Origin of the sequence: Pandoraea commovens (genome assembly GCF_024704525.1) — a bacterium.
GTDB lineage: Bacteria > Pseudomonadota > Gammaproteobacteria > Burkholderiales > Burkholderiaceae > Pandoraea > Pandoraea commovens.
On record NZ_CP102780.1, the window covers coordinates 185,886 to 206,475 of the forward strand.

A 20,590-nucleotide genomic window follows, 5' to 3' on the forward strand; every position below is an offset into this window, starting at 1 on the left:
GGCGGTGATGGTTACATCGCGAACGTCGACAACGTCACGATAGCGCCGCTGTCACCCTGAGTCCGCAGCACGATCCCGCCGAGGGAAACTTCGGCGGGATTTTTTATTGCCTTGTGATCCTTCCGAAAGGTGCGCCAGTCAACGCGTCGGCCGGTTTTCGAAAGTCCTCCGGTGCTAGCATTTATCTCGTCATCCGAATGTTTGATTTGGATGACGGTTTTTGGATATGCATAGAAGGAGAAGCTTATGCACATGATGTTGATTGAAGGGATCGACGAGCAGTTGATGCGGTCGATTGAGTCGCGGGCTGCGCAGGGCGGAAGGACGCCGGAAGAGGAAGTGCTGCAGATTCTTGATCGAGTGGCGCGGGTTCCGCGCTTCCGATCGCTGGGAGAAGCACTGCGAGCCATGCCGAACGTCGGTCTGGATAGCGACTTCGAGCGGATTAACTAAGTCGGTCTATCGTCATGTACCTACTCGATACCAACGTCGTCAGCGAGAGTCGTAAGCGCGGTGGTGGCGACGAGGGTGTTCAGCGTTTCATGCGAATGGCAGAACGGCGTCGAGCGCAGAAATTCATTTCGGTGATCACGATGGGTGAGTTGCAGCGCGGCATGAGAGTGCTGCGGCACAGAAACGATGTTCGACAAGCGTCGCTTATCGAATCATGGTTGGAGCAGCTTCACATTGAATATGCCGACGACATTTTGCCGATAGATCTCACGATATGTAACGCTTGGGCGCGCATGCGCGTGCCCAACGAGCAACATCCGATAGACAAACTCATTGCCGCGACTGCGCTGGTGCACGAACTCATCGTCGTCACACGCAACGTCAAAGATTTTTCCGACACCGGAGTGGAGGTATACAACCCGTTTCAGCCGTAGCAAGGCAACAATGCACGACCGATTTACAGCCGATTCTCCACCGCAAATTTGATCAACTCCGCTTGCCCCTCGATGCCGAGCTTGCGTTTGATGTTGAGGCGATGGGTTTCCACAGTGCGCACAGAAAGGTCCATTTCCGTCGCGATCTGCTTGTTCGCGAGGCCATGTGCAATGCGCGTGAGGATTTCGCGTTCGCGAGGCGTCAGCGAATCGATGGGGGCGTGCGAGGTGGAGGCCTGCACGACACGCGCCGCAATCGCGGCGCTGTAGTAGGCATCGCCGCGTGCCACACGTTCGATGGCCGTCACGATCTCGTGTGCGGGCGCATCCTTGAGCACGTAGCCGCGCGCACCGGCGCGCACCGCCTGACGCACATACTCCGCGTTGTCGTGCATCGAGAGAATCAGCACAGCGATATGGGGAAACTGCTCCCGGAACTGCGCCGTCAGCTCGATGCCGTTCGTGCCGCGCATGCTGATGTCCATCAGGGCGAGATCGGGCGACGCCGTCTTCGCGCGGGTCAGGGCTTCCTGCGCGTTGCCCGCTTCGCCAACGACCTGCAAGTTGGGTGCCGCGTCGAATCGCGCGCGCAGGCCGTCGCGCACTAGCGGGTGGTCGTCGATCAACAGAAGTCGGATGGGGTGGGCTTGCATCATTTGCGAGTGGTTGCGCGAAGTGCCGCTTTCACGGCGGCCGGCGTGAGCGGGACCCACGCGCTGATGGTCGTGAGGCCGGGCCAGGATTGAATGCCGAGGGCACCGCCTACGGCGTCGAGCCGTTCGCGCATATTGCGCAGGCCGATGCCGTGACGAGGATCGTGATGCACGTCGGTGACGTCGAAACCGCGTCCATCGTCGGCAATCGACAGATGAATGCCGTCGGACTTGAAGATGAGCAGAATCGACACGCGCGACGCATTCGCGTGACGCTCGATGTTCGTCAGCGCTTCCTGTGCGATTCGGTAGAGCATCGTCTTGATGTTGTCGTCGAGCGTCGGCGCGTCACCCTCGACGTTCATCTCCACGGGAAGCCCCGCGTGCGAGCCGAACTCCCGGGCGAGCTGCTCGATCGCGGCCGCGAGCCCCAGATCGTCGAGCATTGCGGGACGCAACGCTTGCGAAATGCGCCGGACTTCGCCGAGCGTGCCATTCAGCCGTTCGATGGCCACGCCGAGTGTGGCGCTGGCGGCGGCGGGCGATCCGGGCAGACGCATCGACGCCGATTCGAGCAGTAGTTTGACCGAGACGAGCAACTGGCTGATGCCGTCGTGCAACTCGCGCGAAATGCGCGAACGCTCCAGCTCCTGCGACTCTACGACCTGACGGGCGAGTTGCCGCAGCTTGGCGTCGGCGGTCTTGAGTTCGGTGATGTTCACCACCAGGCCGCACAGGCCAACGATGGCGAGACACGACGATGCAATCAGCGTGATCCAGATCAGCGTGCGGTCGATATTCGCCTGCGCGCGATCGTCGGACTCGCGCAAGGTCGCTTCGACGTCGTCGAGGTAAATACCCGTGCCGATCATCCAGTTCCAGCGCGGCAGGGCGATCACGTAGCCGAGCTTCGGCGTCATCTGTTGCTGACGCGATGGTTTCTCCCACGCGTATTGAACGTAGCCGCCACCTGCGCGGGCGGCCGCGATGAGGCGCTGAATCGTGGGCGCACCGGACTCGTCCTTGAGCGACCAGAGATTGTGGCCGACGAGTTCCGGCTGACGCGGATGCATCAGGCTGCGGCCCTGGAGGTCGTAGACGAAGAAGTAACCGTCCTGACCGAATTCCATGCGGGCGAGCGTGGCCAGGGCGGCTTCACGCGCAGCGGGTGTATCCGGGCCGTTATAGAGCGGCTCGATGGCGTTGCGCGCGAGCCCCACGTAATGCAGCAGCTCGGCTCGCTTGTTGGCCAGCGATGTGGTTTGTACGGCCTCGTGCTGCGCGCGCGATAGCTCAATACCCTGGTGTCGCACGGCAAGCGCGATGGCGACCATCGCCAACGCAACCGGCAGCAGCGACAGGACGAAAAATTTCTGTCGGAGATTCATGGCATTCGATAAGCCTGCAATGCCGCGACCGCTGGTTTCAAGGGTACGCGCTACGTACTAGCACGTAGCGAGCCTGCGTAGTTCCGCGCTTGTGGCGCGTCGGGCAAACGCCAATACTACACGCCGAATCGTGGCCGGGGCTGCCGAGTGTAACTCGCAAGTCTGTTCCCGGTGTTGGCAAAGTGCCTGGCAGCCGCGCATGCGTGCAGGTGCGGACCGGGCCGATTGTCAGAAGTAAAGGTCACCAGCTTCGCCACCGGCCTTCGTTGTCGTCACCCCCCTACAGAGGGGCGCGCCAGCGAGCCGTAAGCGAAAGCGCTCCGCGCTGCGATTCGGGACACCGACACGGTGTCACACCAAGAGGCGGGACAGTGCCGCAACGGCGCCGTTCCGGGTTGCTGCCTTAAGCAGGCAGTTCCGAGGAGAGACAATGAATCGTATCTGGCAACAACTGCCCTGGGCAGCCGTGGCCGTCGTCGGCGCGTGCGCGCTCGGCACGGTGGCGCTATCGCGCGGCGAAACCGTCAGCGCACTCTGGATCGTGATCGCAGCTGTCTGCGTTTATCTGATCGCTTACCGTTTCTACAGCAAGTTCATTGCCACCCGTGTGGCGCAACTCGACGGCACACGCATGACGCCCGCATGGCGTCACAACGACGGCCTCGACTACGTGCCGACCAATCGCTACGTGCTGTTCGGCCATCACTTTGCCGCCATCGCCGGTGCCGGTCCGCTCGTCGGGCCTGTGCTCGCCGCGCAGATGGGCTACCTGCCCGGCATGCTCTGGATTCTCGCGGGCGTGGTGTTCGCGGGCGCAGTGCAGGACTTCATGGTGCTGTTCATCTCGACGCGTCGCGACGGCCGCTCGCTGGGCGATCTCGTGAAGTCCGAGCTCGGCATGATCCCTGGTGTGATCGCACTGTTCGGCGCGTTCCTCATCATGATCATCATTCTCGCTGTGCTGGCGCTGATCGTCGTCAAGGCGCTCACCGGCTCGCCGTGGGGTACCTTCACGGTCGGTCTGACGATCCCGATTGCGTTGTTCATGGGGGTCTATACGCGCTTCATTCGCCCGGGCCGCATCGGCGAAGTTTCGATCATCGGCTTCGTGATGCTCATGGCGGCGATCTACTTCGGCCAGAGCGTGCACGACAGCGCCACGCTGGCGCCGCTGTTCACCTTCGACGGCAAGCAACTGACGTGGATGCTGATCGGCTACGGCTTCGTGGCGTCGGTGTTGCCGGTGTGGCTGCTGCTCGCACCGCGCGACTATCTGTCGACGTTCCTGAAGATCGGTACGATTCTGGCGCTCGCCATCGGTATTCTGGTCGTCGCCCCCGAGCTGAAGATGCCTGCGCTCACGCAGTTCGTCGACGGCAGCGGTCCGGTCTGGTCGGGCAAGCTGTTCCCGTTCCTCTTCATCACGATCGCGTGCGGCGCCGTGTCCGGCTTCCATGCGCTGATCTCGTCGGGCACCACGCCCAAGCTGCTCGACAACGAAGTCAACGCGCGCTTTATCGGTTACGGCGGCATGCTGATGGAGTCGTTCGTCGCCATCATGGCGCTGGTGGCCGCGTCGGTGATCGACCCGGGCGTGTATTTCGCGATGAACAGCCCGGCAGCGGTGATCGGTACGACGCCGGAAGCCGTGGCGCAAGTCGTCTCGGGTTGGGGCTTCACGATCACGCCTGAGGTGCTGACCTCGACGGCGAAAGCGGTTGGCGAGAACACCATCATTTCGCGCGCCGGTGGCGCACCCACGCTCGCCGTCGGCATGGCCCACATCCTGCATCAGGTGGTGGGTGGCGAAGCGATGATGGCGTTCTGGTATCACTTCGCGATTCTGTTCGAAGCGCTGTTCATTCTGACGGCCGTCGACGCAGGAACGCGCGCTGGCCGCTTCATGCTGCAAGACCTGCTCGGCACCTTCGTGCCGTCGCTCAAGCGCACGGAGTCGTTGCCCGCGAACCTGATCGCCACGGGCTTGTGCGTGGCGGCGTGGGGTTACTTCCTGTATCAGGGCGTGGTCGATCCGCTGGGCGGCATCAACACGTTGTGGCCGCTGTTCGGCATCTCCAACCAGATGCTCGCCGCCATCGCGCTGATTCTCGCGACCTGCGTGCTGTTCAAGCTCAAGCGCGAGCGCTTCGCCTGGGTGACGGTGTTGCCCACGCTGTGGCTGCTCGCCTGCACGCTCACCGCCGGGTGGCAGAAAATGTTCGACGCAGACCCGAAGGTCGGCTTCCTCGCGCACGCTGCGAAGTATCAGGCAGCGCTCGCCGAGGGCAAGCTGCTTGCCCCGGCAAAGTCGGTGGCACAGATGCAGCAGATCGTGTTCAACGACTATGTCGATGCGACGCTCGCGGGTGTGTTCATGTTCGTCGTGGTCGCGGTCGCGGTGTTCGGGGTGCGCACCATCCTCATTGCGCGTCGGGAAAACAAGCCGACGGCCCAGGAAACGCCGTTCGAGCCGATGCCCTCCGGGCAGCAGGTCTGAGCACGGCAGACGTTTGGACGCACAGCGGAGGACGCCCCATGCTCGATGAAGTCGGTAAGGTCGGAAGGTATCTGGGACAGGCCATGCGATTGATGGTCGGCCTGCCCGATTACGACACGTATGTGGCGCACATGCAGGCCACGCATCCGGATCAGCCGGTCATGAGCTACGAGGCGTTCTTCCGCGAACGGCAGGAAGCGCGCTACGGTGGCAAGAGCGGTGGCCGCTGCTGCTGAACGAGACTGAGCATTCGAACGCGGCATCGATCACCCTTCGATGCCGTCGAGAATGAAAAGCGCCCGGTGGAGATCCCACCGGGCGTTTTGTTTTCATGCGACGGCTTTGGTGACCCTGCGCCTGCGTTCTGTCGACGTCACATGACCTTGGCGCACCGCGCATTGGCGGCGCTGCGGCGGTAGCCGTCGAACACTTGCGCCACCACACGCACGAGCAGGCGTCCGGCAGGCAGCACGCGCAATCCGTGCGCGTCGATGGCCACGAGCCCGTCTGCTGCGAGATCGGCCAGCTCGCCGAGTTCGGTCGCGAAGTAAGCGACGAAGTCGATGTCGTGAGCGTCTTCGATCGCACTGAAATCAAGCGTCATATGACACATGAGTCGCGAGATGACATCGCGTCGGATGTGGTCGTCCCGATCGAGTTGCACGCCGCGCGCAATCGCGAGACCGCCTGCGTCGATGGCGTCGTAATAAGTTTTGAGCGTCTTGGCATTCTGTGCATAGCTGTCGCCCACACGACCGATGGCCGACATGCCCACACCGATGAGATCGCAATCGGCGCGCGTGCTGTAACCCTGGAAGTTGCGATGCAGCGTACCGGCCGCTTGCGCGAGCGCGAGTTCGTCGTCGGGGCGCGCGAAGTGATCCATGCCGATGTAGACGTAACCGGCGGCCGTCAGCCGCGCGATGATCGTTTGCAGCAGCGCGAGCTTTTCGGGGCCATCGGGCAGCGCGTCGGGCAGACAGCGCTGCATCTTGAATTGCTCGGGCAGATGCGCGTAGCTGAAGACCGACAAACGCTCCGGGGCCATCTCGATGACAGCATCGAGCGTGTTCGAGAAGGAGGCGGTCGTCTGATGCGGCAGGCCGTAGATCAGATCGAAATTGACCGACTTGAAGCCGCACTTGCGTGCCGCGTCCAACGTCGCTTCGACGAGCGCGCGCGGTTGCACGCGGTGAATCGCCTCCTGAACACGCGGATCGAAGTCCTGCACGCCGATGGAGAGCCGGTTGAAGCCGAGGGCACGTAGCGCACGAATCGACGCCGGTCCCGCGCTGCGCGGATCGATCTCGATGGCGTATTCGGCGCTGTCGTCGGGCGTCATCACGAAGTGACGGCTGATCGCGTCGACGAGCGAGGCGATCTGTTCCAGTGAGAGGAACGTCGGGGTGCCGCCGCCCCAGTGCATCTGTGCGAGCGTGCGGCCCGCGCCGAGCAACGACGCCTGACGCGTGATTTCCGCGTGAAGTCGTGCCACGTAGGCTTCTGCGTGTGAGCGATTGTTCGTCACGATCTTGGTGCACGCGCAGTAGAAGCACACCGTGTCGCAAAACGGCACGTGCAGATACAGCGAGACCGGGCGGCCGGTGCGCTTGGATTGCGCGGCGGCGCGGGCGTAGTCGCCGACACCGAAATCGTCGCGGAATTGCAGCGCGGTCGGATACGAGGTGTAGCGCGGTCCGTTCACGTCGTAACGACCGAGCAGACGTGCGTCGAACTGAACGGGACTGGCCGATGCCGGAGACGGCGACGCCGTGCGGGAAGATGCCGCTGCGCGGGACTGGCAGCGAGAGTGTCCGGGATCCTCTCCCAAACCGCGGGATGTGCAGCCCGGGCACGGTTTGCCGACATGCGGATCGTCAGGGGCGCTGGCGCAGGGCGTCGACAAAATGGGAAATGGGTTCATGACGAGGCGCGTAACAGTAGGAGATATTCGACTGTAGTCCTGCCGAGAACCGCGCGCCGTGACCTGCGTCAAACACCCCTGTCGGCGGCATGCCAGCCGCGTGAGACGCCTGCAATGCGGGACGTCATTGCGCAAATTGCCGCATTGGAAGTGGATTCTTGCGTCGCGGTGCGCACGCGGCACGCCTGACGTGCACCGAAATCATTGCCGCGGCAGGCAATTTTTTGTCGTCTACGGTAAGCTAGCGCCTTATTGAAGTCCCCGCCGTGTCGACAGCCCTGGCGGCACGCGCGAGGCTCGCCCCGGAACCGCCGGGGCGGCGGTCCGACCGGTGCCCGCGGGTTTTAGCGAGTTTCCCCAGGTATCCGCAGTGCTGGCAGCTCGCCGGTCTGCCCATACGCGCATACGCCCATATGCGCTTCTGCCGGAACGACGCGGCACATCACGATTGGAAACAACATGGACCGTCTGCAATCGATGCGCGTTTTCGTCAAAGTGGCCGATAACGGGAGTTTCGCCCGTACGGCCGCCCAGATGGATCTGTCCGCCGCTGTGGTCACGCGGCACGTCGCAGAACTCGAATCGCACCTCGGCGTTCGCTTGCTCAACCGCACCACCCGCAGCCTGTCGCTGACCGGCGCCGGGCAGGTGTATCTCGAACGCTGCCGGCAGATCATCGACGAAGTCGACGAGGCCGATGCCCTCATCTCCAGTGCGTCACGCGACCCCAAAGGCACTTTGAAGGTCGTGGCGCCCGTATCGTTCGGGGTGCGCAACCTTGCACCGCTGGTCAAGAAGTATCAGGAGCTGCACCCGAAGGTCGTGGTCGATCTTACGCTGACCGACAGGGCCGTCGACCTGGTCGAAGAAGGTTACGACTGCGGCATTCTGCTCACGCGCATGATCAACAGCGAAAGCCTGATTTCGCGTGTGCTCGCGGAGACGCGTGTGATGCTGTGCGCTTCGCCCGCTTATATCGCCGAACATGGCGAGCCGGTCACGCCGCAAGAGCTGGGCGAGCACGGCGTGCTGGGCTTGCCCAGCGAGTTCTGGAGCGACGACCGTGTGTTCGCCGGGCCGGACGGCGAGGTGCGTGTGCGCGTGCAGAACAAGCTCATCTGCAACAACACGGCGCTGCTGCGTCAGTCGGTGTTGCTGGGGCATGGGATTGCGTTCCTGCCGTCGTATCTGGTGGGTAACGATGTGCGCGACGGCGATCTCGTGGCGCTGATGCGCAACTATTCGCAGACGCCCATCGACGTCTCGCTCGTCTACCCGAGCCGCAAGTACCTGTCGGCAAAGACGCGTGGCTTCATCGATCTGACGGTCGAGTACTTCCGCCAGAACGAAGGTATTTCGGCCGCCGAGCGCTGGGTGCCGCCCAAGATGTCGGCTCCCGCCACCGAAATTCAGATGTAACGCAGCCTGACGCGGCGTTGGCGACCTTAGCGACGTTAGCGACATTAGCCGCTGGCTTCGGATAGCAAAACGGCCACTTCCGGGAGGAGGTGGCCGTTTTTTTGTCTCGATCCGATGAGGCCGTCGGGCTTCATCGGAGGAGTGACGTACTTAGAACGGTGCGTCGTCTTCGTCGAAGGCGGCATCGTCGGACTTCGACGCGGCCTTCTTGGTCGCCGGTTTGGCCTTGGCCGTCGTCTTCTTGGCGGCCGCCTTCTTGGCCGGTGCCTTGGAGGCTGCGGTCTTCGACGCCGTCTTGCGTGCCGGGGCGGCCTTCTCGTCGCCTTCGTCACCCTTCGCGTCGCCGTCGCCAGCCTTCGCTGCGGTCTTCTTCGGGGCTTTCGCCTCGAATTCGAAGCCGATCTTGCCGTCCTTCTGCTTGGCCAGATACGCCTTGAACGTGCGACCGGTGCGCGACGACTTGAAGTTCGTCAGCAAGTCCGTCTTGCCCTCGGTGAGCAGCTTGTGAATCTGCTCGCGCGTGATTTCCTGCTGGAGAATCACCTTGCCCGACGTGAAGTCGCAGGTCTTCGGATTCGCCACGGCGTTTTCGCACACGTAACGCATACCGTGCTCGAACACGCGCCCATTGCACTTCGGGCAATGACCGACCGGCTCCTGACCCGTGAAGTCCGGGGCTTCGCCATCCTCGTCGCCGTTGTCCTGACCGAAGTCGAATTCGAGCTTGTAGCCCATTTCGTCATCGGGGGAGAGCTTGATGATGGCCGAGAACGGACGTCCCATCTTGCTGCGGAAACCCGACAGCGGTCCGATCGTCTTGTTCTGCAGCAACTCTTCGACTTCCGGGATTTCGAACTGACGTCCGCCCGGGATCTTCGAGATCGAGAAGTTGCAGTTCGTGCAGGCGAAACGGCGGTAGTTTTCCTTGACCACACCGCCGCAGTGCGGACACGGCGTCGTGAGCGTCGCGTAATCGCCGGGGATGGTGTCGGAATCGTATTCCTTCGCGCGCTTGACGATGGTCTGCGTCATTTGCGCGATTTCGTGCATGAACTCGTCGCGCTTGAGGCCGCCGCGCTCGATCTGCGAGAGCTTGGCTTCCCATTCGCCCGTGAGTTCCGGCAGCGTCAGTTCGTCTACGCCCAGGCCGCGCAGGAGCGTCATCAACTGGAACGCCTTGGCCGTCGGATGCAGCTCGCGGCCTTCGCGCACAAGGTACTTTTCCGTCAGCAAGCCTTCGATGATGGCCGCGCGCGTGGCCGGTGTGCCCAGACCCTTGCCTGCCATCGCTTCGCGCAACTCGCCGTCTTCCACGAGTTTGCCCGCGCCTTCCATGGCGGAAAGCAGCGTCGCTTCGCTGTAGCGCGCAGGCGGCTTGGTTTGCAGACCGACGGCCGCGACCTTGTCGACACCGACCTTTTCGTCCTTGGCGACCGGCACGAGATTCGGCTGGTCTTCCTTGGTGTCCTTTGCGTCCTTGCCGTCGTCAGCGCCTTCCTTGCCGTAGATGGCGAGCCATCCGGCCTGCACGAGCACCTTGCCTTCGGTCTTAAAGTGATGACCGACCACTTCCGTGATGCGGGTCGTCACCTGATACTCGGCGGCCGGGAAGAACACCGCCAGGAAGCGCTTGACCACGAGGTCGTACAGCTTCTGCTCCGGCTCGGAGAGGTTCTTCGGCGCTTGCAGCGTCGGGATGATGGCGAAGTGATCGCTGATCTTGCTGTTGTCGAAGATCCGCTTGTTCGGCTTGACCCAGCCCTTGTTCAGAACCTGATTGGCGAACTGATGATAGTTGTTGCTCTCCTTGAGTACCGCCATCGTTTCCTTGACGGTCTCCAGGTAGTCTTCCGGCAGCGCGCGTGCGTCGGTACGCGGGTACGTCAGCACCTTGTGCTTTTCGTACAGCGCCTGCGCCAGACCGAGCGTGTTCTTCGCGGAGAAACCGAAGCGGCTATTGGCTTCGCGCTGCAAGCTGGTCAGATCGAACAGCAGCGGCGAGAGCTGGCTCGACGGTTTCGATTCTTCCGTGACGGTGCCGTGCTTGCCACGCACCGCGGCGACGACCGACTCAGCGGCCGCCACGCTCCACAGACGCGAATCGCGCTGCTCGGGATCGAATTCGTTGCGCTTGAAATTCGGGTCGAACCAGCGGCCTTCGTAGAAGCCTGCTGCGGCAACGAACTCGGCTTTGACTTCCCAGTAGTCGCGCGACACGAACTTGCGAATCTTTTCTTCGCGCTCGACCACGATCGACAGGGTCGGCGTCTGCACGCGACCGACCGTCGTCAGGAAGAACCCGCCGCCCTTGCTGTTGAACGCCGTCATGGCGCGCGTGCCATTGATGCCGACCAGCCAGTCGGCTTCGGCACGGCTGCGCGCGGCGTCGGCCAGCGGGAGCATGTCGTTGTCGGTGCGCAGACGCTTGAAGCCGTCGCGAATCGATTGCGGCGTCATCGACTGAAGCCACAGACGCTGGACCGGTTGCTTGGCCTTCGCGTGCTGCGCGATCAGACGGAAAATCAGTTCCCCTTCGCGCCCCGCGTCACAGGCGTTGATCAGGACATCGACGTCCTTGCGCTTGATGAGGCGGGTGAGCACCTTCAGACGCGACTCGCTCTTGGCGATCGGTTTGAGGTCGAAGTGCGGGGGAATCACGGGAAGGTTGGCGAAGCTCCACTTGCCGCGTTTGACTTCATAGTCTTCCGGCGCGCCGATTTCGACGAGGTGGCCAACCGCCGACGAGACGACGTAATCGTCGTTCTCGAAGTACTCGTCATGCTTGGTAAAGCCGCCCAGCGCCCGCGCGATGTCATTCGCGACGGACGGTTTCTCGGCAATGATCAGAGCTTTTGACATGACGTTAAGTAATGTTGAGGGGGTGTCGCCAGGCGACATTCGTTGGCTTTATAACATATAGCCAATCCGGCGTTGCCGTCGGATCGGGCACAAGGCGTGCCTGAAAGCGGCACATCATAAGCGCGTCGCAAGCCGTCGGCAAGGGTGGGGCGGATGCGGACTCACGCGGCCCGCAGGTGCTCGCGCAGCGCGGGGGCCGCGACCGTGGCGTTGCCCAGTACGTCGGCGTCGAGCATACGTTCGAGAATCCCGATGGCCGGCAGCACCGGGCCGAAGAAGCGGGCCTGACCGGCCGATTGCGGTGCATCCTGAACCAGTAATGTCGGGAAATTCTCGATGTCGTGGTCGTCGAGCCAGTCGGCGTGCGTTTCGATGTCCACCCAGACGAAACATAGCTCGGGATGCTTCGCGGCCAGTTGCTCGAAGGTTTGCGCGTATTCACGGCAGGTGCCGCACCACGCCGCGCACAGACAGGCCACGAGACGCGTGTTGCCCCCGGCCAGCGCGGCAGCCAGTGCAGAACGGTCGGCGACGGGATCGAAAACGGGCATGGTGTCGGTGATATCGGTTGCTGTGTTTTGGGGGTGGCGGGCAGAAGCGCGTTGTTTGACCCTCGTGGCAGGACTTCAGCGGGCCGGCATCAGTCGGCTAAAGTCAGTCGGCTGAACCGGCCGCCCGGCAGACGGGCGACATGGCCGCCGAGTTCCAGTGCGCCCAGTTGCGCCAGCACGTCAGCGATGCCGAGGCCAGTGCGCTCGCAGAGGGTGTCCGCGTTGACGGGATCATACCCCAGCGCCTTCAGAACCGCTGCCGTGCCCGCGTGGGCGTCTGTCGCTCCGACCGTGCTCATATCCGCTTTTGCCTGCTTCGGGCTCACGTGGACGCCCGGCAGGGCCGCTGCGTTCCCGTCATTGCCGCCTTGAGCGATCCGTTTGCCGTGCTCCGGCGTTTCGCTGCCCGCGCGGGCGGGTGAGGGCTGGCGTTGACGCTTGCGCTCGCCACGGGCGGCGCGTTCCGGGGCGGATGGCGTCATACCGAGGGCCTCCAGCACGTCGTCCGGCGAAGTGACGAGGGTCGCGCCGTCCCGAATGAGCACGTGACAGCCCTGACTGTGCGGCGAGTGGATCGATCCGGGCACGGCAAGGACGTCGCGTCCTAGTTCACCGGCAAGGCGCGCTGTGATGAGCGAGCCGGATTGCGTGGTCGCTTCGATGACGACCGTACACCGGGCGAGTGCCGCGATGAGCCGGTTGCGACGGGGGAAGTGCTCGGGGCGGGGCGGTGTGCCGATCGGGAACGCGGACAGCATCAGGCCCCGTTCCGCGATCTGTTCGGCCAGTGCACGATGGCGCGTCGGGTAGACGATGTCCGCGCCGGTGCCGATGACCGCGCACGTGCCCCCGGACGTCTCCAGTGCGCCCTCGTGGGCCGCCGCGTCGATCCCGGCGGCGAGCCCCGACACGACGGCGACACCGGCGTCCCCCAGCACCCGGGCGAAGTGCCGTGCGTTGTCGCGTCCCTGCGGCGAGGCGCGACGGCTGCCGACGATGGCCACGGCCCGTTCGCCGCCGTCTCCCGACCGGTTGGCCCGTGTCACGTCTCCCCGGCAGTACAGGACCGGCGGTGGGTCTCCGAGCGTCAGCAACGCGCGCGGATAGGCGGATTCGGACAACGTGACGACGGCGCATCCCGGTCGATCCGCCCATTCGAGCGTGACGGCGATTTGCGTCGACAATTCGGCAGACGTACGCGCCAGCAACCGCCCGACGACGTCTACCGGCACCACGTCGGACAACGCGCCGCGCGACGCCCCGAAGATCGCGTCGGGTGGACCGAAGGCGGCCAGCAGACGTCGGACCGCCGCTGCTGGCACACCCGGCGTGTGGCACAGGCGCAACCAGTCCTTGATTTCCTCTCGGTCTGCACCGATCTGTCCATCAGGGTGCGTCGCCCCCAAGTGTGCGGAATTCTCGTTTTCCGCCGTGCAGGAATGGCTCGCGAGGCAGGCGGGGCGGGCGTCACGAGTGGCCAGGGGCGTGTCGGCCGCCAGCGTCGACGATAGCGCTATGCTAAAATTTTTCATCATCCGGTAAGCATTGACCGGGGGGCCAGAGCAGACGGGGCGCGCGACAGACATTGCCGTACGCCTGCGTGATCACACGATTTTGCGTGTGCGGCTGCCCGTAGGGCAATGCGGCGAATTCCCGTTTTCATCATGGCATTACTGACAATTCTTCAATATCCCGATCCGCGTCTGCATAAGGTGGCCAAGCCGGTCACCGAGGTGGACGACCGGATCCGTCAACTCGTCAAGGACATGGCCGAGACCATGTACGACGCCCCCGGCATCGGCCTCGCGGCCACGCAGGTCGACGTGCACGAGCAAGTCATCGTGATGGACCTCTCGGAAACGCGCGACGAACTGCGCGTGTTCATCAACCCGAAGATCGTGTGGCGTAGCGACGAACAGAAGGTCTACGAAGAGGGTTGCCTCTCCGTGCCCGGCATTTACGACGAAGTCGAGCGCGCGGATCGTGTGCGCGTCGAAGCGCTCAACGAGAAGGGCGAGAAGTTCGTCATCGACGCCGACGATCTGCTCGCCGTGTGCATCCAGCACGAGATGGATCACCTTAAGGGACGCGTGTTCGTCGAGTACCTCTCGCCGCTCAAGCGCAACCGCATCAAGGCGAAGATGAAGAAGCAGGCCGAACGCGCCTGATCGCCACGGCGCGCCCCGTCACCCCTCGGGGTCAGGTTTGGGCGCGCCCGGTAAAGTCCTCTATACTTGCAGCGCTCGCGGGCCATGCGCCTGCCTTCTGCTGCTGCGACGGGGCGTCCAGAACGTCTGCCGTCGGGCCAATCACCCCGACTGTCTGACGAGATGTCCATCGCCACGCCTAAGCTGTCTTCCCGTACCCGTCTTGTTTTCTGGCTGAGCGCCGCACTGCTGTTCGCGTTCCTGCTCGCGGGCCTGTTCGACCGCGACCCCTGGAAAGCCGACGAACCGTATTCGGTTGGCATGGTGCTCAACTTCTTCCGGGGTCACGATCTGATCGTGCCGCGCGTGGCTGCCGATCCGTTCGTCGAGAAGCCGCCCGTCATGTACTGGACGGGGGCGATGTTTGCGCGTGCGACTTCCGCCGTACTGCCGGTGTTCCAGGGTGCGCAGTTCGCGGTGCTTGCGTGGCTCGTCATTGCAGTGATCTGCGTAGGACGTCTGGCGCAGCGCCTCTATGGTTCCGACACCTTCAACTGGCTCGCGCCGATGCTCATGGTCGGCAGCTTCGGGGCCATCGAAAACATTCACAAACTCACGGCCGACGTGCCGCAACTGGCCGGTGCCGCACTCGCGCTGGCGGCGCTCGCGCGTCTGGCGCGGGCCGAGAATTCCGCCCGTCTGTGGGGGCTGCTCTTCGGCACGGGCGCTGGCATCGCGTTCCTCAGCAAAGGCTTGCTCGTGCCCGGTGTGCTGGGCCTCACGGCGCTGTCCGTCTTCCTGTTGCCCGCGTATCGCACGCGTCGTTACGCGGCGGCGCTCGGCTGGGCGTTGCTCGCCTCGCTGCCGTGGCTGATCGTCTGGCCGGTGCTGTTCTGGCACGCGTCTGAGCCGCTGTTCATCGAGTGGTTCTGGGATAACAACTTCGGCCGGTTCTTCGGCTTCGTCCATCTCGGGGGCGAACGCAAGTCGTACTGGAACGACGTGACCAGCTTGCTCGGGCTGACCTTTCCGGCGGGCTGGCTCGCCGTGGGGGCGTTGATTTCGCAGCTGCGCCAAGGCGCAGGCGGGCGTCTGCGACGCTTTGTCGGCGAGCGCCCGGAACTCGCCATGCTGTGGCTGTATGCCGTGCTGTTCGTGTTGACGCTGGTGGTGTCGTCGGCCATCCGCGATATTTATATGTTGTCGCTCTTTCCGGCCATCGCCGTACTCGGCGCAGGCGTGCGCCTGCCGTCGTGGCTGGAGAAGACGTGGTCGGGCGTCGCGCTCGTACTCATGAGCGTGCTCGGCGTGTTTCTCTGGGTGCGCTGGGGGCTGCAACTGACCGGGAACGGGCACGTTGCTGCGGGTCCGATCGGCAAATGGTTGCCACTCGATTACGTGCTGCCGTTCTCGCCTGGGCTGTTCCTCGCAGGTCTCGTGATCGCGGCATTATGGGTGACGGCCATTGTGCATCGTCGTGCACTCGGCGCACTCGTGTTCGGTTTCGCGGGACTGATGTTCGTCTGGGGAACGCTCTCGACGCTGCTGCTGCCGTGGGTCAACGAAGCGCGCAGCTATCGCACGCCGTTCGCCGCATTGAACGAGGCGCTGTCGCAAGTGCCGCGGGCAACGAAGGCCATGAAGGCAACGAATGCGACGCAGGCAGGCACATCCGAAGCGAGCGCTTGCATCGGATCGTTCAACGTGGGCGAATCTGAGCGGGCCATGCTCGACTATTTCATCGACGTGCGCCCGGTGCAGCTCCCGAGCCTCGACGACGCTTCACGCTGCGACACGCTGCTGGTGCTCGACAAAGCGGCGTCTCGCATCACCGTCCCAGACACCTGGCGCGAGATCTGGCAGGGCGGCCGCGCAGGCGACACGAACGAGCGTTTCCGCGCATTCGTACCGGCCACGCCCGCCACGGCTTCCGCCGCTTCGGCGGCACCCACCGCCGTTCAGTAAGTCGTCGCAGTCGCCGGGATCTCCGGCAGCACTACGTCAGCACCAGTCAGCACCAGTCAGCACCAGTCAGCACTACGCAGGAGGAAGTCCATCATGACGCTTCGCATCGTTTTCGCCGGTACACCGGAATTCGCACAAACCGCGCTCGCCGCCATCGATGCCGCTGGCTTCCCTGTGGAGTTGGTGCTTACTCAACCTGACCGTCCTGCAGGACGTGGCATGAAGCTTCAGGCCAGTCCCGTCAAACGCTACGCGCAGGAACATGGCATGCCGGTGGCGCAGCCGCCGTCGTTGCGCCGTAACGGCAAGTATCCGGAAGAAGCCGCAGCGGCCATCGAGCAATTGCGCGCACTCGCGCCCGACGTCATGGTGGTCGCGGCCTACGGCCTGATCCTCCCGCAGGAAGTGCTCGATCTGCCGCGCTACGGCTGTCTGAACATCCACGGCTCGCTGCTGCCCCGCTGGCGCGGCGCTGCGCCGATTCACCGTGCCATCGAATCGGGCGACGCCGAGACCGGCATCACCATCATGCAGATGGACGCCGGGCTCGACACCGGTGCGATGATCTCGCGCGAAGCCGAACCCATCGGTCCCGAAGATACGACGGCGACGCTGCACGACCGTATGGCGGCGCTGGGTGGAAAAATGATCGTCGAGGCGTTGCAGCGGCTCGCACGCGACGGCCATCTGCCGTCGGAAGCGCAGCCCGAGGCGGGCGTCACGTATGCCGAGAAGATCGCCAAGCAGGAAGCGGTGCTCGACTGGAACAAGCCCGCCGAAACGCTGGCACGGCAGGTGCGGGCGTTCGATCCGTTCCCCGGTGCGCTGGGTACCGTGCACGACACGCCCGTGAAGCTCTGGCGCGCGAGCGCCGTGACGGGCAAGTCGGGCGCTGCGCCCGGTACGGTGCTCGAAGTGAGCGCTGACGCCATCGTCATCGCCTGCGGTGAAGGCGCGCTGCGCGTGACCGAGTGCCAGAAGCCGGGCGGTAAGCGCTTGCCGGTGCGGGAGTTCCTGGCGGGCTTTGCGCTGGCGACGGGCGACGTCTTCACGGCTGGCGCGACGAACTGAGCGTTCCGCCTGATTTTGGGATTCAACGTTCCGAGCATCAAAACAGCGCGAAAATGGCGTAAAACGTCTTCGAAGTCGCATGCAAACCCGGTGAACGTCTGAAAAATTAGTCGACGCCGGTGCGGGGGACGTTGAATTTTCGGTAAGCGACGCCATCTAACGCCCGAGGACACGCAAAGTGCGTGATCCGTGAGGTCATCAAGGATTTGCAGAGGAGAACACTATGTTCAATTGGATGAAGACCACCCTGCTGATGGCGGCCATCACCGCGTTGTTCATGGTGGTGGGCGGCATGATCGGCGGCAAGCAGGGCATGATGCTCGCGCTGGCGTTTGCGCTCGCGATGAATTTCTTTTCGTACTGGTTCTCGGACAAGATGGTGCTGCGCATGTACAACGCGCAGCAAGTCGACGAGACCAGCGCGCCGCAGTTCTACAACATGGTGCGGGAGTTGTCGCAACGTGCTGGCCTGCCGATGCCGAAGGTCTACCTGATCAACGAAGACGCGCCGAACGCGTTCGCGACTGGCCGCAATCCGGAGAATGCTGCGGTGGCGGCCACGACCGGTATTCTGCGTGTGCTCTCCGACCGTGAGTTGCGTGGTGTGATGGCGCACGAGCTGGCCCACGTGAAGCATCGCGACATTCTCATCTCGACGATTTCCGCCACGATGGCCGGTGCGATTTCCGCGCTCGCCAACTTCGCGATGTTCTTCGGCGGACGTGACGAAAACGGCCGTCCGGCCAATCCGATCGCCAGCATTGCCGTGGCGATTCTCGCGCCGCTGGCCGCCTCGCTGATCCAGATGGCGATCTCGCGCGCTCGTGAATTCGAAGCCGACCGGGGTGGTGCCGAAATCTCCGGCGACCCGCAGTCGCTCGCGATGGCGCTCGACAAGATTCATCGTTACGCGCAGGGGATTCCGTTCGATACGGCCGAGCAGCACCCGGCTACGGCGCAGATGATGATCATGAATCCGCTGTCCGGCGGACGTCTCGCGAACCTGTTCTCGACCCACCCGGCGACCGAAGAGCGCGTGGCGCGCCTGATGGAGATGGCGCGCACCGGCCAATACCCCGTCTGATATCCTGTCGGCCGACAGCCGTCCAGTTACCCTCCCATGCCCGCCGTCGTGCGGGCATGTTTGTTTGTAGAACGCCCATGCCGCAACCGAGTCTGCCCACCGAATCCCTGGCCTATGTGCTGCAACGCGCCGCACAGGTCGTCGAATCCGTCCAGAAGGGCACCGCATTGCCGCAGGCGCTGACGCAAGCCACCGCCCAGTGCGCACCGACCGTGCGTGCCGCCACGCAGGATCTCGCTTATCGCGCTGTGCGACGTCTGGGCAGCAGCCGCGCGCTGCTCGCCGTGCTCGTCAAGCCCGCTTTGCAGGCACGCGTGCGCGACATCCTCCTATGCGCGCTCGCGTTGCTGCAAGACGATGCCGAAGGTGCTGCGTACACCGAATTTACGGTTGTCGATCAGGCGGTCGAAGCCATTGCCGCGCAGCGTCGCACGGCGGCGGCGAAGGGGCTGGCCAATGCGGTGCTGCGCCGCTTTCTGCGTGAGCGTAGCGCGCTGATGGCGCAGATCGAGACGCAACCCGAAGCGCGCTGGAATTACCCTGCGTGGTGGATTGACACCGTGCGCCGCGCCTATCCCGACCAATGGGAGACGCTGCTGGCCGCTGGCAATGGCCGCGGACCGATGACGCTGCGCGTGAACACGCGTCGTGTCAGCGTGGACGCCATGCTGGCGGCGCTGACGCAGGCGGGCATGGAGGCCGAGGTCATCGGCCCGGTGGCGCTGCGTCTGGCGCACGCGGTGCCGGTCGATCGTCTGCCCGGTTTCGCCGACGGATGGGTTTCGGTGCAGGATGCGGGCGCGCAACTGGCTGCGCCGCTGGTACTCGGCGAGCATCCGACGCCGGGCATGCGCGTGCTGGACGCCTGCGCAGCCCCTGGCGGCAAGACCGGTCATCTGCTGGAAATGGCGGACGTGCAGGTCACGGCGCTCGAATCGGACCGCACGCGCGTGCCACGCATCTATGAGAATCTGGAACGTCTCGGGCTGGAAGCGGATGTGCGCATCGGCGATGCGGGCAATCCGTCGAAATGGTCGGGCGGGGGATGGGACGGCGTGCCGTTCGACCGCATTCTGGCCGACGTGCCGTGTTCGGCAGCGGGCATCGTGCGTCGTCATCCGGACATTCGCTGGTTGCGTCGCGAGGCCGACATTGCTGCGCTGGTCGAGGAGCAGCGCCGGATTCTGCTCGCGCTGTGGGAGACGTTGGCTGTGGGCGGCGAACTGATCTATGCGACGTGCTCCGTCTTCCCGGCGGAAAACGAGCAGCAAGCGCAATGGTTTGAACGTGTTCGCACAGATGCGGTACGATTGGACGCTCCCGGGCAATTGCTGATGACCCCTGGCGGCGCCCACGACGGCTTCTACTACGCTCGCTTCCAGAAACGGTGACTTTCTCCCAACGGCTACTGGCCTGCCTGCTGCCACTGCTGCTGTGCGTTTTTGCGCTCGGCTACGCGGCACCCGCGCGCGCCGAAAACGAAATCCAGGTGCGCGAGGCCCGGCTCGAACCGTCGGACGGCGGCTGGTCGCTCGACGCACGCTTTGCCTTCGAGCTCAATAGCAGTCTCGAAGATGCCGTCAATCGCGGCATCTCCCTCTATTTCACGACGGACTTCGAACTGACCCGCTCGCGCTGGTACTGGTTCGACGAAAAGGTCGTGAATACGTCTCAGAGCGTGCGGTTGTGGTTCCAGCCGCTCACGCGTCAGTACCGTGTCTCCAGCAATAACGGCAACAGCAATAGCGGCGGCCTGCAACTGGGATTCGGTTCGCTGCGTGAAGCGCTCGCGCTCGTTCGCAATGTCAGCGGCTGGCGCGTGATCGAGAAGGGCGTGGCCAAGCCGGGCACGCAGTATCAGGTGTCGGTGCGCATGCGGCTCGACAACGCGCTCATGCCCAAGCCGTTCCAGATCGACGCAGTGAACAATCGCGACTGGAACCTCAGTTCGGACTGGACGCGTTTCTTGTTCACGCCCGCGCAACCGTCGGCATCGGCGAGCTTGTCGGTGCCGAGCGTGGCGGCATTGCCCGTCGCAACGTCCGCATCGGCGCCTGTGTCCGCCGCACCGATTACGCTGGCACCGTCCGCAGCCTCTGGGAGCTTCGGTCTGACATCGCCCGATGCAACGAGTCCTGCGAACGC

General features: G+C 63.8%; 16 protein-coding genes and 1 pseudogene. 11 read left to right on the forward strand and 6 right to left on the reverse strand.

The genetic code is table 11. The features are described from left to right. Positions 1-252: 252 nt before the first annotated feature. Together NTU39_RS01185 and NTU39_RS01190 are read left to right on the forward strand one after the other, a co-directional pair. Entirely contained in the window at positions 253-453 is a 201-nt protein-coding gene (locus NTU39_RS01185; protein ID WP_150663848.1) for a FitA-like ribbon-helix-helix domain-containing protein, read from the forward strand. A 14-nt stretch (positions 454-467) separates the two neighbouring features. Further along, positions 468-887: a type II toxin-antitoxin system VapC family toxin gene (locus NTU39_RS01190; RefSeq protein WP_150663849.1), complete on the forward strand. Its 420-nt coding sequence runs from the start codon at positions 468-470 to the stop codon at positions 885-887. 23 nt (positions 888-910) lie between these two features. On the opposite strand, the gene NTU39_RS01195 is transcribed toward NTU39_RS01190, so the two are convergent. After that, positions 911-1,543, reverse strand: coding sequence for a response regulator (locus NTU39_RS01195; RefSeq protein ID WP_039394571.1), 633 nt, complete (start codon positions 1,541-1,543; stop codon positions 911-913). Further along, on the reverse strand, positions 1,540-2,928 hold the full coding sequence (locus tag NTU39_RS01200; protein ID WP_150663850.1) for a cache domain-containing protein: 1,389 nt from the start codon (positions 2,926-2,928) through the stop codon (positions 1,540-1,542). The genes NTU39_RS01195 and NTU39_RS01200 overlap by 4 nt, the downstream gene beginning before the upstream one ends. Positions 2,929-3,358: 430 nt before the next feature. Here NTU39_RS01200 and NTU39_RS01205 point away from each other — a divergent pair, with 430 nt between their 5' ends. Further along, positions 3,359-5,425, forward strand: a complete 2,067-nt coding sequence (locus NTU39_RS01205; RefSeq protein ID WP_150663851.1) for a carbon starvation CstA family protein — start codon at positions 3,359-3,361, stop codon at positions 5,423-5,425. Between the two features lie 38 nt (positions 5,426-5,463). After that, the gene (locus NTU39_RS01210; protein ID WP_044453281.1) at positions 5,464-5,661 is read left to right on the forward strand and encodes a YbdD/YjiX family protein; all 198 of its coding nucleotides are present in this window, start codon (positions 5,464-5,466) and stop codon (positions 5,659-5,661) included. A 137-nt stretch (positions 5,662-5,798) separates the two neighbouring features. Here NTU39_RS01210 and hemN read toward each other — a convergent pair whose 3' ends face one another. Further along, the gene (hemN, locus tag NTU39_RS01215) at positions 5,799-7,349 is read right to left on the reverse strand and encodes an oxygen-independent coproporphyrinogen III oxidase (RefSeq protein ID WP_257959026.1); all 1,551 of its coding nucleotides are present in this window, start codon (positions 7,347-7,349) and stop codon (positions 5,799-5,801) included. 459 nt (positions 7,350-7,808) lie between these two features. Between hemN and NTU39_RS01220 the strand changes: the two genes are divergently transcribed. Beyond that, positions 7,809-8,768: a LysR family transcriptional regulator gene (locus tag NTU39_RS01220; RefSeq protein WP_150663852.1), complete on the forward strand. Its 960-nt coding sequence runs from the start codon at positions 7,809-7,811 to the stop codon at positions 8,766-8,768. A 150-nt stretch (positions 8,769-8,918) separates the two neighbouring features. On the opposite strand, the gene NTU39_RS01225 is transcribed toward NTU39_RS01220, so the two are convergent. From NTU39_RS01225 to dprA, 3 genes are all read right to left on the reverse strand, one after another. Then, entirely contained in the window at positions 8,919-11,627 is a 2,709-nt protein-coding gene (locus NTU39_RS01225; protein ID WP_150663853.1) for a DNA topoisomerase III, read from the reverse strand. Positions 11,628-11,788: 161 nt separating this feature from the next. Then, a complete protein-coding gene (locus NTU39_RS01230; RefSeq protein ID WP_150663854.1) occupies positions 11,789-12,178 on the reverse strand; it encodes a thioredoxin family protein in 390 nt (129 codons plus the stop codon). Between the two features lie 89 nt (positions 12,179-12,267). Beyond that, complete coding sequence (gene dprA / locus NTU39_RS01235) at positions 12,268-13,584, reverse strand: DNA-processing protein DprA (protein ID WP_174984516.1); 1,317 nt, start codon at positions 13,582-13,584, stop codon at positions 12,268-12,270. Positions 13,585-13,842: 258 nt separating this feature from the next. On the opposite strand from dprA, the gene def reads away from it, so the two are divergent. The 6 genes and pseudogenes from def to NTU39_RS01265 all read left to right on the forward strand — a co-directional run. Continuing rightward, positions 13,843-14,346, forward strand: a complete 504-nt coding sequence (gene def / locus NTU39_RS01240) for a peptide deformylase (RefSeq protein WP_039394591.1) — start codon at positions 13,843-13,845, stop codon at positions 14,344-14,346. A 162-nt stretch (positions 14,347-14,508) separates the two neighbouring features. Further along, positions 14,509-16,290, forward strand: a complete 1,782-nt coding sequence (locus tag NTU39_RS01245; RefSeq protein ID WP_150663856.1) for an ArnT family glycosyltransferase — start codon at positions 14,509-14,511, stop codon at positions 16,288-16,290. Between the two features lie 93 nt (positions 16,291-16,383). Then, the gene (gene fmt / locus NTU39_RS01250) at positions 16,384-17,361 is read left to right on the forward strand and encodes a methionyl-tRNA formyltransferase (protein ID WP_257959028.1); all 978 of its coding nucleotides are present in this window, start codon (positions 16,384-16,386) and stop codon (positions 17,359-17,361) included. Positions 17,362-17,584: 223 nt separating this feature from the next. Next, complete coding sequence (gene htpX, locus NTU39_RS01255; protein WP_039394597.1) at positions 17,585-18,445, forward strand: zinc metalloprotease HtpX; 861 nt, start codon at positions 17,585-17,587, stop codon at positions 18,443-18,445. 56 nt (positions 18,446-18,501) lie between these two features. Beyond that, complete coding sequence (rsmB, locus tag NTU39_RS01260; RefSeq protein WP_373275350.1) at positions 18,502-19,836, forward strand: 16S rRNA (cytosine(967)-C(5))-methyltransferase RsmB; 1,335 nt, start codon at positions 18,502-18,504, stop codon at positions 19,834-19,836. Then, positions 19,833-20,429 (forward strand): annotated as a pseudogene (locus tag NTU39_RS01265) (DUF4390 domain-containing protein); the annotation flags it as partial. The gene rsmB and the pseudogene NTU39_RS01265, both read left to right, overlap by 4 nt. Positions 20,430-20,590 lie beyond the last annotated feature (161 nt).